This window comes from Streptomyces sp. NPDC051133, assembly GCF_040682635.1.
Classification (GTDB): domain Bacteria; phylum Actinomycetota; class Actinomycetes; order Streptomycetales; family Streptomycetaceae; genus Streptomyces.
On record NZ_JBFBBK010000046.1, the window covers coordinates 22,684 to 36,917 of the forward strand.

General features: G+C 71.6%; 14 protein-coding genes and 1 pseudogene. 12 read left to right on the forward strand and 3 right to left on the reverse strand.

What is annotated here, in order from left to right:
• Positions 1-67 precede the first annotated feature (67 nt).
• Positions 68-685 carry a TOPRIM nucleotidyl transferase/hydrolase domain-containing protein gene (locus AB0N17_RS34550; RefSeq protein ID WP_366015572.1) on the reverse strand — a complete coding sequence of 206 codons (618 nt, stop codon included), beginning with the start codon at positions 683-685 and terminating at the stop codon, positions 68-70.
• Between the two features lie 126 nt (positions 686-811).
• On the opposite strand from AB0N17_RS34550, the gene AB0N17_RS34555 reads away from it, so the two are divergent.
• The 5 genes from AB0N17_RS34555 to AB0N17_RS34575 all read left to right on the forward strand — a co-directional run bounded on the left by AB0N17_RS34555 (position 812) and on the right by AB0N17_RS34575 (position 4,380).
• Positions 812-1,423: a TetR/AcrR family transcriptional regulator gene (locus AB0N17_RS34555; protein ID WP_366015573.1), complete on the forward strand. Its 612-nt coding sequence runs from the start codon at positions 812-814 to the stop codon at positions 1,421-1,423.
• Between the two features lie 56 nt (positions 1,424-1,479).
• Positions 1,480-2,091: an SRPBCC domain-containing protein gene (locus tag AB0N17_RS34560; RefSeq protein ID WP_366015574.1), complete on the forward strand. Its 612-nt coding sequence runs from the start codon at positions 1,480-1,482 to the stop codon at positions 2,089-2,091.
• 189 nt (positions 2,092-2,280) lie between these two features.
• A complete protein-coding gene (locus tag AB0N17_RS34565; RefSeq protein ID WP_366015575.1) occupies positions 2,281-2,961 on the forward strand; it encodes a TetR/AcrR family transcriptional regulator C-terminal domain-containing protein in 681 nt (226 codons plus the stop codon).
• Positions 2,958-3,797: an alpha/beta hydrolase gene (locus AB0N17_RS34570; RefSeq protein ID WP_366015576.1), complete on the forward strand. Its 840-nt coding sequence runs from the start codon at positions 2,958-2,960 to the stop codon at positions 3,795-3,797. The genes AB0N17_RS34565 and AB0N17_RS34570 overlap by 4 nt, the downstream gene beginning before the upstream one ends.
• Before the next feature lie 160 nt (positions 3,798-3,957).
• On the forward strand, positions 3,958-4,380 hold the full coding sequence (locus tag AB0N17_RS34575; RefSeq protein WP_366015577.1) for a hypothetical protein: 423 nt from the start codon (positions 3,958-3,960) through the stop codon (positions 4,378-4,380).
• Here AB0N17_RS34575 and AB0N17_RS34580 read toward each other — a convergent pair.
• Positions 4,361-4,858 (reverse strand): annotated as a pseudogene (locus tag AB0N17_RS34580) (alpha/beta hydrolase); the annotation flags it as partial. The gene AB0N17_RS34575 and the pseudogene AB0N17_RS34580 overlap by 20 nt on opposite strands.
• Positions 4,859-5,044: 186 nt before the next feature.
• Here AB0N17_RS34580 and AB0N17_RS34585 point away from each other — a divergent pair.
• The 5 genes from AB0N17_RS34585 to AB0N17_RS34605 all read left to right on the forward strand — a co-directional run bounded on the left by AB0N17_RS34585 (position 5,045) and on the right by AB0N17_RS34605 (position 9,894).
• Positions 5,045-6,130, forward strand: a complete 1,086-nt coding sequence (locus AB0N17_RS34585) for an S-(hydroxymethyl)mycothiol dehydrogenase (RefSeq protein ID WP_366015578.1) — start codon at positions 5,045-5,047, stop codon at positions 6,128-6,130.
• On the forward strand, positions 6,130-6,762 hold the full coding sequence (locus tag AB0N17_RS34590) for an MBL fold metallo-hydrolase (protein ID WP_366015579.1): 633 nt from the start codon (positions 6,130-6,132) through the stop codon (positions 6,760-6,762). The genes AB0N17_RS34585 and AB0N17_RS34590 overlap by 1 nt, the downstream gene beginning before the upstream one ends.
• Positions 6,763-7,071: 309 nt before the next feature.
• On the forward strand, positions 7,072-7,434 hold the full coding sequence (locus AB0N17_RS34595) for a bifunctional 3-phenylpropionate/cinnamic acid dioxygenase ferredoxin subunit (RefSeq protein ID WP_366015580.1): 363 nt from the start codon (positions 7,072-7,074) through the stop codon (positions 7,432-7,434).
• Positions 7,431-8,594 (forward strand): FAD-dependent oxidoreductase, encoded by a 1,164-nt coding sequence (locus AB0N17_RS34600; protein ID WP_366015581.1) that lies wholly within the window; start codon positions 7,431-7,433, stop codon positions 8,592-8,594. The genes AB0N17_RS34595 and AB0N17_RS34600 overlap by 4 nt, the downstream gene beginning before the upstream one ends.
• A gap of 166 nt (positions 8,595-8,760) precedes the next feature.
• Positions 8,761-9,894, forward strand: a complete 1,134-nt coding sequence (locus AB0N17_RS34605; RefSeq protein ID WP_366015582.1) for an aromatic ring-hydroxylating dioxygenase subunit alpha — start codon at positions 8,761-8,763, stop codon at positions 9,892-9,894.
• 20 nt (positions 9,895-9,914) lie between these two features.
• Here AB0N17_RS34605 and AB0N17_RS34610 read toward each other — a convergent pair whose 3' ends face one another.
• Positions 9,915-10,712 (reverse strand): IclR family transcriptional regulator, encoded by a 798-nt coding sequence (locus AB0N17_RS34610; protein WP_366015583.1) that lies wholly within the window; start codon positions 10,710-10,712, stop codon positions 9,915-9,917.
• 153 nt (positions 10,713-10,865) lie between these two features.
• Between AB0N17_RS34610 and betA the strand changes: the two genes are divergently transcribed.
• Both betA and AB0N17_RS34620 read left to right on the forward strand, forming a co-directional pair.
• The gene (gene betA, locus AB0N17_RS34615; protein WP_366015584.1) at positions 10,866-12,536 is read left to right on the forward strand and encodes a choline dehydrogenase; all 1,671 of its coding nucleotides are present in this window, start codon (positions 10,866-10,868) and stop codon (positions 12,534-12,536) included.
• A 221-nt stretch (positions 12,537-12,757) separates the two neighbouring features.
• Complete coding sequence (locus AB0N17_RS34620; protein WP_366015609.1) at positions 12,758-14,227, forward strand: aldehyde dehydrogenase family protein; 1,470 nt, start codon at positions 12,758-12,760, stop codon at positions 14,225-14,227.
• Positions 14,228-14,234: the final 7 nt, after the last annotated feature.

Genomic DNA, 14,234 nt, shown 5'->3' on the forward strand with positions numbered 1-14,234 from the left:
GTCCGACGGCGGACAGGGCGGCGTCCGGTACTCGGCCGTACGGCCCAGTGCGGCGTGTCAGAGCTGTTCAGAGACCTGTCAGCAGGCCGTCGAGCGGGGCGGGCACGCGGTCGGGGTCGAGTCCCTCGACGAGGACACGGCCGTAATGGATCTTGCGCCCCTTCTTCGTGCCGAGGAAGCGCCGCAGCTGCTGTGGGGACGGGCGGCCCTGTTGTGCGGGCTGGCGCAGGAAGGTCCGCAGGGCACGCAGGTCGCCCTCGGCCCGGACCAGTTCCTCCACCCGTGCGACGCCCAGCGCGCGGATGAGCTCGTCCTCCAAATCGGCCGCGCAGACGAAGAACCCCTGCTGAGTCGCGCCTGCCCGGTCCAGGCCGCGGGCGTAGTACCGACGCTCCCGCTCGTCACACAGTCCCGTCAGGCGCAGGTCCAGGCCGGTCGGGCCGAGGAGACGGGCGAAGCGCCCGATGTTCATCGCTCCGCCGATCGGCAGGACGCACACCCCCTCGGCCGCCAGGTTCCGGCCGCGGCTCGCGGCCAGCGCTTCGACCGCCGCGACGTCGCTCGGCCCTTCGAGCAGGACCGCTGCCCGGACGGGCAGCCGCGCGGCCAGTTCGCGCGCGGGGTCACCGGGGCCGCCCGTGGCCCACGAGATGACCGCGTCCCGGAACGCCCCCATGTCCGCCATGGGAAGAGTCTCCGCCCCTCCCGCCCGCCGCGCCAGGGGATTTACCGATTAACGCTACTGCTGTTGCGTTAATAGGGGACTCCGCCCTACTCTCTTTACGAAACAGTCGTAGCGAAAAGGGGAGTCATGGAACCGGCAGCCCGGCGGGGCCGTCCTCGCGACGAGCAGGCGGACACGCGCATCATCGACGCGGCCCTGGAACTGCTGCTCGACCGCGGATACGACCAGTTCGCCGTCGACGAGGTGGCGGCCCGCGCGGGGGTGGCCAAGACCACGCTGTACCGGCGATGGCCCACCAAGGGCCATCTGATCGTCGCCGTGGTCGCGCGGATCCAGGACAGCGTGCCGGTGGAGTACAGCGGTGACGTACGCGCGGATCTCACGGACTACCTCAACGCGATCACCGACGGACTCAACCGGATGCGCCAGGTCGGCCGCCCGGTCGCGTCGGGGGACAGGTCCGCGGGTCTGGTCGCGGAAGTCGCCGCCGCGGCCGCCCGGCACGCCGACGTCGGCGCCGCCGTCCAGGCCATGTTCGACCGCCGCAACGCCCTGGTGCTGACGCTTCTCGAACAGGCCAGGGAGCGGGGCGAGTTGCGTGCCGACGCCGACCCGGAGGTGCTGTTCGACCAGCTCGCCGGCGCGCTGTACTACCGGCTGCTCGTCACCGGCCGTCCCCTCGACGCCGCCTACGTCGACCGCCTCGTCGCCGGCGCCCTGGACGGCGTCACCGCCTGACCGGCCGCACGCGCTCAGCCACCTGTTCGCACCACCGAAGCGAAAGAGGGCCCACGATGACACGCACGCCGACCTCGACCGTCCCGTCCGACGCCCCCGCGGCGCCCACGACACCGCGGCCGTCCTCCGGCCGACGGCGCCGCCGCCGGGTGCTCACGGCTCTGTCCGCGCTGGCCGCACTCCTCGCCGGATACACGGTGTGGGCCAATGTGCACCAGGTCCGGCTGACCGCCTCGGCCGAGATCGATGCGACGCCCGAGGAGGTCTGGCAGGTCCTGACGGACTTCGCCGACTATCCGCGGTGGAACCCGTTCATGACGTCGGCGCGGGTGACGTCGTCCGGTGGCCGCCTCACCGACGGCGCGCACCTGCGCATCGTCATGCACGACGCGCACGGCGACACCACCTTCACCCCCCGGGTGCAGGCGGCCGTCCCGGGCAGGGAACTGCGCTGGCTCGGGAAGATGGGACCCGGCTGGATAGCCGACGGACAGCATCGTTTCGTCATCGAGCGGATCGGCCCCGGCCGCGTCCGTCTGACGCAGAGCGAGCGCTTCACCGGAGTCGCCGTCCCCTTCGTCCAGGGCATGCTGAAGTCCGACACGCTCCCGCAGTTCGGCGCGATGAACGCGGCACTCGCCCGCCGGGCGGAGGCACTGAGCGGCTGACCGGCCGGGGCGGCGCTGGCCCGCTGGCCGTCCCTCGCGGCGAACAGGAATTCCACGGTGACGGTTCATGGGAGGTGGACCTCGGTACGTCGCCACCTGCCCTGAACCGAGCGGCAGGACCGCCGGCCAGGCCGCCGACCGCAGGACTGCGTCCTTGCTTAATGCGTCCAGTGGACGCATAGTGGCCGCATGAAAGCGGGATCGGCGGCGTGGTGGCGGGAGCGGTACGCGGCACGGGAACGGCAGCGGCCGCGGGCCGGTGGACTCGAGCTGACGCGGATCACCCAGGTGGCGCTGGAGATCGTGGACGCCGAAGGGCTCCCGGCACTCACCATGCGCAGAGTCGCCCAGGAGATGGGGGTGCGGCACACCTCGCTGTACCGGCACGTGGCCAGCAGGGACGAACTGCTGGTGGAACTCCTCGACCATGTGCTGGGCGCGGTGCGACCACCGGAGACCGGCCACGGGTGGCGGGCCGATCTGGAGCAGGTCGCCTGGGAGTTCCGGCGGGTGCTGCTCGCGCATCCGGCGATCGTCCCGCTGCTGACGATGGGGCAGCTGCTCGGGCCCCACGCCCTGCGGGGACGGGAGATCGGGCTCGGCCTGCTGATCCGGGCCGGCTGGACACCGTCGCAGGCCGTCCAGATCTACCTGACGGTCGCGCATTTCGTCATCGGCACCGCCCTGCTGGACACCGGGGGCGCCGCGCGCGGCACCGAGGAGCGGACCGCGATGCGAGAGCTGTTCGCCGGGCTGCCGCAGTTCCCGCTGGTACGGGAACTGGCCGAGCCGCTCAACCTCCCCGACGGCGACCAGGAGTTCCACTTCGGCCTGACCGCCCTGCTCAACGGTATAGGAGACCCCCGATGAAACGTGCCGACTGGATCGCCGGCGGTGCCACGGTGGAGTTGAACGGGCATCGCCTGTTCGTCCGCCGGGACGGTGCGGGCAGTCCCGTGACACTGCTGCACGGCTTCCCCACCTCCTCCCACGACTGGGCGACGACCGTCCCGCGCCTGGTCGACGCCGGATGCCAGGTGACCACCCTCGACCTGCTCGGGTTCGGACAGAGCGACAAGCCGCGCCACCACCGCTACTCCATCCACGAGCAGGCCGACCTGGTCGAGGCCCTCTGGAAACATCAGGGCACCGGCCCCACCGCGCTGGTCGCCCACGACTACGGCGTCTCGGTCGCCCAGGAACTGCTCGCCCGGGAACCGGGCCGGATCACCCGCGCCGCCTGGCTGAACGGCGGCCTCTACGCCGACCTGCACCGCCCGATCCCGGCGCAGCGGCTCCTGCACAGCCGGCTCGGTCCGCTCCTGGCCCGTCTCACCGACGAGAAGAGGTTCACCGCGAACCTGCGCAGCGTCCTGGCCCGACCCGTCCCCGACGAGCTGCTGCACGACATGTGGACGTCCATGGCCCGCGAGAAGGGCCACCATCTGGCGCCCCGCCTGCTCCGCTACATCGACGATCGCCGTACCCACTTCCAGCGCTGGACCGGCGCCCTCGAACGGTACGAGGGCCCGCTCCTGTTCGTCTGGGGCCCCGAAGACCCCGTCAGCGGGGCCCACGTCCTCACGCGCCTCCGGCAGCGGCGCCCCGGGGCCACCTTCACCGTGCTGGCCGGCGTGGGGCACTACCCGCAGGTCGAAGCGCCCGAGGAGACAGCGGCGGCGCTGGCCGCCTTCCTGGCGGGCTAGCCCGGCCCCGAACGGGGCCGCCGCGGCTGTTACAAGACAGCGACACAGCGCCGATGAACGCCCGCCACCGCGGTGCCGTCACCTCTAGTGACCACACCAATCGGCATGTAGCTCTCTTACGGCTCGAACGGCAGCTCTCACCATGGAAAGGGGCATATCAATGATGGTCTTGAAGCGGCGTTCCCTGCGCACCGCCGTCGTCGGTGTCCTCGGCGCCACCTCCCTCGCCCTCGCGGGCACCGCGATGGCCGCCACCCCGGCCGCGCACACCGCGTCCCACGTCGGGGCCGCGCACCGGGCCCAGCCCGCCAAGGCCGGCATCACCGCCACGCCGTCGGTGACCTCGGTCCGCGCCTGGCAGCTGTTCCGGGTCACGGGCAGGACCACCGGCCTCAAGGCGGGCAGCACCGTGACCCTGCAGCAGAAGCAGCACGGCAAGTGGGTCACCCTGCCCGCGTCCACGCCCGTCAAGCGCGACGGCTCGTACTCGCTCGGCGTCAAGCTCGGGCTGAAGGGCAAGAACGACCTGCGCGTCGTCAGCAGCGCGACGGCCTCCCCGGTGTTCAACGTGACGGTTCACTGAACCGCCCCGCCGAGCAGGTGACGTCCCTCGCCGGTGGGCGCCCGCCGGCGAGGCAGGCGTTGACGGCGGCAATCCACGCAGGAGTTGCCGAAGACGCCGTCCACCGCATGCTGGTCCGCGCCGCGCAGGGTGACCAGGCGGGAACTGGGCCAGTGGCGGCGGACCGCTGCGGCGCCGCCGTAGACGGTGCGCGGATCACCGGTGGCGTTCACGAGCAGGGCCGGCAGGTCGCCGCAGATCCTTGTCGGCCGCTCGCGCGGCGGGTCCACAGAGGTGCGTGTGCCGCGGCCGCCTGGAGTGCGTTCACGGTCGCCAGTACCGCGCCACGGGTGCGGCCGAGACCGTAGGCCGCGTGGTGGGCGGCGGCCCAGTCGCGCAGAGCGTGCCGGTTGGCCTCCTCGGCGCTCCGCAACAGCCTCGGCCCGTAACGGCCGGGATCCACCACTTCGTCCAGGACCACCCGGTCGACGCGGCCCGGGCAGGCGGTGCGTTGGTGGGGGCAGCACCAGCGCCGACAGGGGAGTCACCCCCGTCGACATACGGAAATCGGATGGCCTGACGGATCCTTGACCGCCGCTGCGCGCTCCGCGATGCTGTGTTGCGAAACATGAGATGCGTGCCGCATTAGGCAACATCTCGTCCCGCTGTCAGCCGAGGAGTGGCCATGTCCCAGCAGGTCAGTGCTGTCGTCGCGCGGAGCAAGGGCGCCCCCGTCAGTCTGGAGACCATCGTCGTGCCCGACCCCGGTCCGGGCGAGGCGCTGGTCAAGATCGAGGCCTGCGGCGTCTGCCACACCGATCTGCACTACCGCGAGGGCGGCATCAGCGACGACTTCCCCTTCCTGCTGGGGCACGAGGCGGCCGGTGTGGTCGAGGCGGTGGGCGACGGGGTCACCGACGTGGCACCCGGTGACTTCGTGATCCTGAACTGGCGCGCGGTGTGCGGGCAGTGCCGGGCCTGTCTGCGGGGACGGCCCTGGTACTGCTTCGCCACGCACAACGCCACGCAGCGGATGACCCTGACCGACGGCACGGAGCTCTCGCCGGCCCTGGGCATCGGTGCCTTCGCCGAGAAGACGCTGGTGGCGGCCGGGCAGTGCACCAAGGTGGACCGGGCCGCGTCGCCGGCCGCCGCCGGACTGCTGGGGTGCGGCGTGATGGCGGGGATCGGCGCGGCGATCAACACCGGCGACGTCGGGCGCGGGGACAGTGTGGCCGTGATCGGCTGCGGCGGTGTGGGGGACGCGGCGATCGTCGGTGCGAAGCTGGCGGGCGCGGCGAAGGTCATCGCCGTCGACATCGACGACCGCAAACTGGCCACCGCGGCGCGGCTGGGCGCGACGCACACGGTCAACTCCCGGGAGACGGACGCGGTCGACGCCGTGCGCGAGCTGACCGGCGGTTTCGGCGCCGACGTGGTCATCGAGGCGGTCGGCCGTCCGGAGACCTACCGGCAGGCCTTCTACGCCCGCGATCTCGCCGGGACCGTGGTGCTGGTCGGCGTACCGACCCCGGAGATGAAGCTGGAGCTGCCGCTGCTGGACGTCTTCGGCCGGGGCGGCGCGCTGAAGTCGTCCTGGTACGGGGACTGCCTGCCCTCCCGCGACTTCCCGATGCTCGTCGACCTCTATCTGCAGGGCCGCCTCGACCTGGACGCCTTCGTCACCGAGACCATAGCGCCCGCCGAGGTGGAGAAGGCCTTCGAGCGCATGCACCACGGTGATGTGCTGCGCTCGGTGGTGGTCTTCTGATGGCCGGCGCGCGCATCGACCACCTCGTCACCTCCGGTGAGTTCACCCTCGACGGCGGCACCTGGGCCGTCGACAACAACGTGTGGATCGTGGGGGACGACGACGAGGCGGTCGTCGTCGACGCCGCCCACGACGCCGACGCGATCCACCGGGCCCTCGGCGGACGCACCCTGCGCGCGATCGTGTGCACCCACGCGCACAACGACCACATCGACGCCGCGCCCGAGCTCGCCGCCCGGACCGGCGCCCCGGTCCTGCTGCACCCCGGCGATCTGCCGCTGTGGAAACAGACCCATCCCGGCAGGGCGCCCGACGGCGAACTGACCGACGGACAGCGCATCCCGGTCGCGGGCACCGAGCTGACCGTGCTGCACACCCCGGGGCACGCGCCCGGAGCGGTCTGTCTGCACGCCCCCGGCCTCGGCGCCCTCTTCAGCGGCGACACCCTGTTCTCCGGCGGACCGGGGGCGACGGGACGGTCGTACAGCGACTTCCCCACCCTCATCGCCTCCATCCGGGACCGCCTCCTCGCCCTGCCGGCCGGCACCGTCGTACACACCGGCCACGGCGAGACCACCACCATCGGCGCGGAGGCGCCGCACCTCCAGGAGTGGATCGACCGCGGCTTCTGACCGCACGGCGGACGGCCCCGCGCACAGCAGCCCGTGTGAAGCGGCCCCATGAAGGCACCTCGCGCGCGAAGCGGCCCTGCCCCGTCGACGTACCCCTGGACGGCATCGGCGGCAGGGCCGTCGTCGCCCCCCGAGCCCCTCCCGTTCCACCAGCTGACCTGCGTTTTCACAGCCGCCTCGGCGTGCCCGGAAATCCGCGGTCGCACCCCGCGCAACCCGCCCTCCGCACGCCTTGACAGCGGTTCAGAGCGGCCCGCAGACTGGCGTTGCGTTCATCGCAATCCGTTTCGCTATACGCACCGAGGTGTCATGATGATTCCCGCGTGCCGTCTCGCGGATCTGCCGCGAGGCGAGGCCCATCGGCTCGACATCGACCCGCCGGTCTCGGTCTTCCACACCGATGACGGCGAGCTCTTCGCGATCGACGACACCTGCACCCACCAGGACGCCTCGCTCGCGGACGGCTGGCTGGAGGGCTGCGAGGTCGAATGCCCGCTCCACGCCTCGAAGTTCTCCCTGAGGACCGGAGCCGTGGACGCACCGCCGGCCAGGCTCCCGGTCCGCACCCACGAGGTCGTCGTGGAGGACGGCATGATCTACGTGCGCCCGTCCACCGAGGCGCCCAACCTGCCGCCGTGCGTCGCCGCCCGCCTGGCCGGAGGCCCCGCGTGAGGACCGTCGCCGTGGTGGGCGCGTCGCTGGCCGGTCTGTCGGCCGCGCGCTCGCTGCGGCAGCGGGGGTACGACGGCCGGCTGGTCGTCATCGGCGACGAGCACCACCGCCCTTACGACCGGCCGCCGTTGTCCAAGGAGTTCCTGGCCGGTGCCATCGGCGAAGCGGACCTTGCGCTGGAGCGGGACGACGAGGAGCTGCGGGCGGAGTGGGTGCTCGGCGTCCGCGCCACCGGACTCGACCGCGGCCGGCGGGCGATCCGGCTCTCCGACGGGCGGGAGGTCCGCGCCGACGGCGTGGTCGTCGCGACCGGAGCCACGCCCCGCACGCTGCCCGGCACCGAGGGCCTGGCGGGACTCCACGTGCTGCGCACCCTGGACGACGCGCGAGCCCTGCGCGACGAACTCGCCCGGGGCGGACGGCTGGTGGTGATCGGCGGTGGGTTCATCGGCGCCGAGGTCGCCTCCACGGCGTACGCCCTCGGTCTCGACGTCACCGTGGTCGAGGCGGCACCGACCCCGCTGGCCGGACCGCTCGGCGAGACCATGGGCGGGATCGTCTCCGCCCTCCACGCCGACCACGGGGTACGGCTGCGGTGCGGAGTGGGGGTGAAGGGGCTGAGCGGGGAGCGCCGGGTGGACGCCGTCCTGCTGGAGGACGGCCGCAGCCTTCCCGCCGACATCGTCGTGGTCGGCGTCGGGGCGCGCCCCTGTGTCGAGTGGCTGGAGGGGTCCGGCGTCGCGCTCGACGACGGCGTGAAGTGCGGCTCCGACGGCCGTACCGGGGTGACCGGGGTGGTCGCCGTCGGCGACTGCGCCAACTGGTACGACCCCCGCATCGGACGCCACCGCCGGGTGGAGCACTGGACCGGCGCGCTGGAACGGCCCGACCTCGCCGTGGCCACGCTGCTCGCGTACGGCGCGACGGAACCGGCCGCGCCCCGGCCTCCCTACTTCTGGTCCGACCAGTACGGAGTGAAGATCCAGTTCGTCGGCCACGCGGCCGGCGCCGACAGCGTGACGGTCGAGGAAGGCTCCACCGACGACCGCAGCTTCCTGGCCGTCTACCGGCGGGCCGGCCGTCCGGTCGCGGTGCTCGGGATGAACCAGCCGCGGCTGTTCACACGCCGGCGCAAGGAGTTCGCCGCCGCCGCGTCCTGAGAGCCGCGCATCCGAGCATCCGGACACCCGAGCATCCGGACACCCGAGCATCCGGACACCCGGGCACCCGGACATCCGCACACCCGAGCATCGAACAACGCCGTCCGAAGTCGCTCTTCCCGGCGCGTGACCTGTTGATCCACGACGTTTCCCGAGGAGTGCACCCGTGACCTCGACCAGCCTGCCGGACAGCCTGATCGCCACCCTCCCCGGCTCCGCCTACACGGACCCCGGCCTGTTCGCCCAGGAGCAGGAGCGCATCTTCGAGGCGATGTGGTTCTGTGTCGCGCGCGCCGCGGACCTGCCCAAGCCAGGCGCCTTCCGCACCGTGGACGTGGGCCGCGAGAGCATCCTCGTCACCCGCGCCCGCGACCACTCGATCCGCGCGTACTTCAACGTCTGCCGGCACCGCGGTGCCAGGCTCTGCACCGCCGGGAGCGGCGAGGTCAGGCGCGCCTTCCAGTGCCCGTACCACGCCTGGACCTACGACCTCGACGGCAAGCTGGTCGCGGCCCCCAACCTCACCAGGATGCCCGACGTCGGCCGCACCGAGTACGGCCTGGTGAGCGTGGCCGTCCGTGAGTGGCTCGGTTATGTCTGGGTGTGCCTGGCGGAGCACCCGCCCTCCTTCGAGGAGGACGTCATCGGCGCGGTGGTGGAGCGCCTCGGCGACGTGGAGTCGATCGAGCGCTACGGCATCGACAACCTCTCGGTGGGCCGGCGCATCGTCTACGACGTCAGGGCGAACTGGAAGCTCATCATCGAGAACTTCATGGAGTGCTACCACTGCGCTACGATCCACCCCGAACTCACCGAAGTGCTGCCGGAGTTCGCCGACGGCTACGCGGCCCAGTACTACGTCGGCCACGGCGCCGAGTTCGGTGCGCAGGTCCAGGGCTTCACCGTGGACGGCTCCGAGGGCCTGGACCGGATCCCGGGAGTCTCCGAGGGCCAGGACCGCCGCTACTACGCGATCACCGTCAAGCCGCAGGTCTTCATCAACCTGGTGCCCGACCACGTGATCTTCCACCGGATGTACCCGGTCGCCGCCGACCGCACGGTCGTCGAGTGCGACTGGCTCTATCTGCCGCACGTCGTGGCCGGCGGCAAGGACGTCAGCCGGTCCGTTGAGCTGTTCGACCGGGTCAACCGCCAGGACTTCGACGCCTGCGAGCGCACGCAGCCCGGCATGGGTTCCCGGCTGTACGCCAAGGGCGGGGTCCTCGTCCCCAGCGAGCACCACATCGGAGCCTTCCACGACTGGGTGCACGAGCGCCTCGGGGCGCGGCAGCCGCGGTAACACCCGGGCGCTTCGTCGGATCAGCCCAGGTGTCCCATGCGGTGGCTGATCTCCTCCGCGCCCTTGACGAGCACCGGAGCCAGCTCGTGCATGCGCTCCTCGGTGAACCGGTACGAGGGCCCGGAGGCGCTGATCGACGCGACGACCCGGCCGTCCCGGTCCCGGATCGGTGCGGCCATGGCGTGCAGCCCGATCTCCAGCTCCTCCAGGGTCCAGGAGTAGCCGCGCTCCCGGGCCTCGGCGAGGTTCTTCTCCAGCTTCGCCTTCGAGGCGATCGTGCGGGGGGTCACCTTCTTCAGGCCCGTCTCCGTCAGCAGCGCGGAGCGCTCCTTGGTGGGCAGGTGGGCCAGCAGGATCTTGCCGCTGGAGGTGGCGTGCAGCGGGGTCAGCTGGCCGACCCAGTTGTGCGCGGTGATCGCGCCGGGGCCGCGCACCTGGTAGAGGTTGATCGCGTAGTGCTCCTGCATCACGGCGATGTTGACCGTCTCGCCGATCTCCTCGGCCAGCCGCTCGCACACCGGGCGCCCCTGCTGGGTGATGTCGATGCGGCCCGTGACGGCGCCCGCCAGGCGCACGATGCCGAATCCGAGCCGGTACTTCCCCCGCTCGCCCGACTGCTCCACCAGGCCACGCGCCTCCAGGGCGCCGAGCAGTCGGAACGCGGTCGACTTGTGCACGTCGATCTCGGCGGCCACCTCGCTCACGCCCGCCTCGCCGCGCTGGGCCAGGATCTCGAGGACGCTGATGGCCCGGTCGACGGACTGCACCCCGCCGGAGTGGGAGCCGGTCGTTTCGGTATCCGGACTGTAGTTGCTCATAACGAAACTATACGCGCGGTAAACAACACGGCTGCAAGTAGTGTGACGGAGACCAAAGAGCCTCCAAGTTGCGTTGCTCGCAACCTGGTGCGCATAGCGATACCCGTACTAGCATGCGTCGCACTTCGACGGCGCGAGCTGAGACGAGGCACCATGGCTTCCCAGCAGTACGACTTCGTCATCGTCGGCGGTGGATCAGCCGGCAGCGCACTGGCGAACCGGCTCTCGGCCGACCCCGGCAACCGGGTGCTCGTGCTGGAGGCGGGCCGCTCCGACTACCCCTGGGACGTGTTCATCCACATGCCCGCGGCGCTGACCTATCCCATCGGGAACCGCTTCTACGACTGGAAGTACGAGTCCGAGCCCGAGCCCCACATGGGCGGCCGGCGCGTCTACCACGCCCGCGGCAAGGTGCTCGGCGGCTCCAGCAGCATCAACGGCATGATCTTCCAGCGCGGCAACCCCATGGACTACGAGCGCTGGGCCGCCGACCCCGGCATGGAGACCTGGGACTACGCCCACTGCCTGCCGTACTTCCGGCGCATGGAGAACTGTCTCGCGGCCGACCCCGACGACGAGTTCCGCGGCCACGACGGACCGCTCGTCCTGGAACGCGGCCCGGCCACCAACCCGCTCTTCGACGCCTTCCTCAAGGCCACGCAGGAGGCGGGCTACGCCCCCACGGACGACGTCAACGGCTACCGGCAGGAAGGCTTCGCCAAGTTCGACCGCAACGTCCACCGCGGGCGCCGGCTGTCGGCCGCCAAGGCCTACCTCAAGCCCGCGATGAAGCGGCCGAACCTCACGGTGAGGACGCGTGCCCTCGTCACGCGGGTGCTCTTCGAGGGCAAGCGGGCCGTCGGCGTCGAGTACCGGCGCGGCAACGGCGCACCCCAGCAGGTCCGCGCCGGTGAGGTCATCCTGTGCGGCGGCGCGATCAACTCCCCGCAGCTGCTCCAGCTCTCCGGCGTCGGCAACGCCGCCGAGCTGTCCGCCCTGGGCGTGGACGTCGTCCACGACCTGCCGGGCGTCGGTGAGAACATGCAGGACCATCTGGAGGTCTACGTCCAGTACGCCTGCAAGCAGCCCGTCTCCATGCAGCCGTACATGGCGAAGTGGCGTGCTCCCTTCATCGGGCTGCAGTGGCTGTTCAGGAAGGGGCCCGCGGCCACCAACCACTTCGAGGCGGGCGGCTTCGCGCGCAGCAACGACGACGTGGAGTACCCCAACCTGATGTTCCACTTCCTGCCGGTCGCGGTCCGCTACGACGGCTCCTCGCCGGCCGGCGGCCACGGCTACCAGGTGCACGTGGGGCCCATGTACTCGGACGCCCTCGGCTCGGTGAAGATCAAGAGCAGGGATCCGCGGGTGCACCCCGCCCTGCGCTTCAACTACCTCTCCACGCAGCAGGACCGCCGCGAGTGGGTCGAGGCGATCCGGGTGGCCCGGCGGATCCTCGCTCAGCCCGCGCTCGGCGCCTACAACGGCGGCGAGACCTCGCCCGGCCCCTCCGTCGAGACCGACGAGGAGATCCTCGCCTGGGTGGCCAAGGAGGGCGAGACCGCCCTGCACCCGTCGTGCACCTGCAAGATGGGCACGGACGAGACGGCCGTCGTGGATCCGCTGACCCTGCGGGTGCACGGGCTGGACGGGCTGCGCGTGGTGGACGCGTCGGTGATGCCGTACGTCACCAACGGCAACATCTACGCGCCCGTGATGATGATCGCCGAGAAGGCGGCCGACCTCATCCTCGGCAGGGAACCGCTCGCGCCCTCCAAGGCCGCGTACTACCGGCACCGCGACGCCCAGAAGCAGGCCGGGTAGGCCCGCGGAGCGGCCGTGGTGAGGGCGGCCGCCGATGTGTGTGACGCAACCGTATGAGCAATGTGCAACCCGATGGGCCCGTGGTGGCCGACGGTCAAGAGCGGAACGCTCGCCCCGTGTGAAAAGCGCGGGACCCCTTGACGGACGTCGGCCCTTCGGCCAGGGTTCCCCCACAAGCAATTCGATGCGCAATGCGCAACGAAGAGGCGAAGGGCTCCGCCGTGGCAGACCTGTACATCGACGGTGAATGGCGCGAGGCGGTGGCCGGAGGCCACCGCGAGATCCGCTGCCCCGCCGACGGCACCACGGTGGCGACCGTGTCCGAAGGGACCCGGGCCGACACCGAGGCGGCGATCGCCGCCGCCCGGCGCGCCTTCGACGAGGGCCCCTGGCCGCACACCCCCGAGCGCGAGCGCGGTGCCCTGCTGCTGCGCACCGCCGGCCTCATCGAGCGCGACGCCAAGGAGTTCGCCCGCGCCGAGTCGCTGGACACCGGCAAGCGGCTGGTCGAGAGCGAGTACGACATCGCCGACGTCGTCTCCTGCTTCCGCTACTACGGCGGCATCGCCGGCACCAGCGCCGGGCGCGTGATCGACACCGGCCGTGACGACGCCCTCAGCCGGGTCACCTACGAACCCGTCGGCGTCTGCGGTCTGATCACCCCCTGGAACTACCCGCTCCTGCAAGCCTCCTGGAAGGTCGCCCCGGCTCTGCTCGCGGGGAACACCGTGGTCCTCAAGCCCAGCGAGCTGACGCCCTCCACCTCGATCCTGCTGATGAAGGCCCTGGAGGAGGCGGGACTCCCGGCAGGCGCCGCCAACCTCGTCCTGGGCGCCGGGGCCGAGGCGGGCGCCCCGCTGGCACAGGACCCGGCCGTCGACATGGTGTCGTTCACCGGAGGCCTGGACACCGGCCGGCGCATCATGGCGTCCGCCGCCGCGACGGTGAAGAAGGTCGCCCTGGAACTCGGCGGCAAGAACCCCAACGTCGTCTTCGCCGACGCCGACTTCGAGACCGCCGTGGACTTCGCGCTCACCGCGGTCTTCCTGCACTCGGGGCAGGTCTGCTCGGCCGGCGCCCGGCTGATCGTGGAGGACCGGCTGCACGACGCCTTCGTGGACGAGGTCGTACGCCGCGCCCGGCTCATCCGGCTCGGCGGCCCCTTCGACCCCGAGGCCGAGACCGGGGCGCTGATCTCCGCTCAGCACCGGGAGAAGGTCGAGGCGTACGTCGCGGCGGGCCTCGCCGAGGGCGCCGTACTGCGCTGCGGCGGCGCCCGTCCCGACGACCCCGCGCTGGCCGGCGGCTTCTACTACCCGCCCACCGTCCTCGACGAGTGCCGGCAGGACATGCGCGTGGTGCACGAGGAGTCCTTCGGGCCCGTGCTCACCGTCGAGCGCTTTCGCGACGAGGCCGACGCGATCCGCATCGCCAACGACACGGAGTACGGACTCGCCGGAGCCGTCTGGACCCAGGACGCCGGCAAGGCCCAGCGGGTCGCGCGCGGGCTGCGCCACGGCACCGTCTGGATCAACGACTACCACCCCTATGTGCCGCAGGCGGAATGGGGTGGCTTCGGACACTCGGGCGTGGGCCGCGAGCTGGGGCCGGCCGGCCTCGACGAGTACCGCGAGCCCAAGCATGTCTGGCAGAACATCCAACCCCGGCCGCAGCGCTGGTTCCGCGGCTGAACGCCGA